Source organism: Geomonas sp. (assembly GCF_056994735.1).
The window spans coordinates 1-1440 of the sequence record NZ_JBXKJL010000323.1 but is presented as its reverse complement, the minus strand read 5'-3'; the positions used below and the strand labels follow the sequence as shown (position 1 = coordinate 1440).

Genomic DNA, 1440 nt, shown 5'->3' with positions numbered 1-1440 from the left:
CTGACCTGCCCCCGTGGATTATACCAAAACTTAAGTTAGAGTTGGGGTCGATGGAGATGCCCCCTTTTTTGGACCATTTTGAGTGAGAAAATTCGGCTTTTTTCCGATTAAAGGTTCATGGTATATTCTGCCTGTCCACCGGGAGGATAGGGCTCTGCTGGAGAGCAACCCGAGCGCCCGGTGGAGAAGCAGACGGATGGGCAGGGCCGAGGCCCTGCCCTTGGTTTTCCTGCCCATCCGGAGCTTCCAAAAGCGCTAAACTCCGGGGGTTCGGGGGCAGAGCCCCCGAGAGATAAGCGGCCGGCGTTTGATACCCCAGGCTGCTGTGCGGCCGCTGCTCGTTGTAGTGGCGGCGCCAAGTCTCGATCTTCTCTGTAGCATCTTCCAGGCTCAAAAACCAGTGCTCGTTCAAGCACTCTTGCCGAAACCGGCTGTTAAAAGATTCGATGAAGGCATTATCCGTGGGCTTGCCCGGCCGGGAGAAGTCCAGGACCACACCGTGGGCATAGGCCCAGAGGTCAACTTCCTTGGAGATAAACTCCGGGCCGTTGTCCACCCGGAGGCACTCCGGCACCCCATATTGGGCCACCGCCAGGTTGAGGGCCGTGACCACATCGTAGCCCCGGTAGCGGAAGCCCACCCCGATAAAGGGGCTAACACGGCTAACGTTATCGACTATCGTTAAGAGCCGGAGGCGCCGGCCATCGAAGAGTTCATCGGCCATAAAGTCCATGGACCAGGCTTGGTTGGGATGAGTGGCAGCCGTCCGGCCTTCCCGAAGCTTGGCACTGACCCGGCGCCGGGGTGGCTTGTGGCGCATCTGCAAACCTTCCAGACAATAGAGCCGATAGACTCGTTTGTGGTTAATTACCCAGCCCTCCCGCTGCAAGAGGGTATGTATCCGCCGGTAGCCATAGCGCACCCGGACCGTGGCAATCTCTTTGATCCGGTTTCTCAAGGGGGCCTGCTCAGCCTTGCGGGAACGGTAGTAAAGGGTGGCCCGGGGAGCGGCTAGGGTCTGGACCGCCCGCCGCACGCTCACCTGGTAGCAGAGGCACAGCAACTCCACCGTCTCCCGCCGTTGAGCAGGCCTCAGAGCTTTTTTCGGATCACCTCCTGGAGCATTTCCTTGTCCAGGGAGAGATCCGCCACCAGTCGACGCAGCCGGGCATTCTCCTCCTCCAGCTGCCGGAGCTTGCGGACCTCCGAGGGCATCAGCCCGCCAAACTTCTTCTTCCAGCGGTAAAAGGTCTGCTCACTGATGCCCATCTTGCGGGTCACCTCGCCTACCTGCGTCCCCTGCTCGGCCTGCTGCAGGGCAAAGGCAATCTGCTGCTCGCTAAATCGGGACCGCTTCATCGAGAAAATCCTCCTGCCAGATTTTTCTATCTTAGCAAAATTTTCTCATTATGAATGGTCCAGTTTCCGGGGAGCAGACCA

At 58.9% G+C, this 1440-nt stretch carries 1 pseudogene; it reads right to left on the bottom strand.

The window, feature by feature from the left end:
• Positions 1–280: 280 nt before the first annotated feature.
• A pseudogene (locus tag AC11W3_RS14205) lies at positions 281–1359 on the bottom strand (IS3 family transposase); the annotation flags it as partial.
• Between the last annotated feature and the right edge of the window lie 81 nt (positions 1360–1440).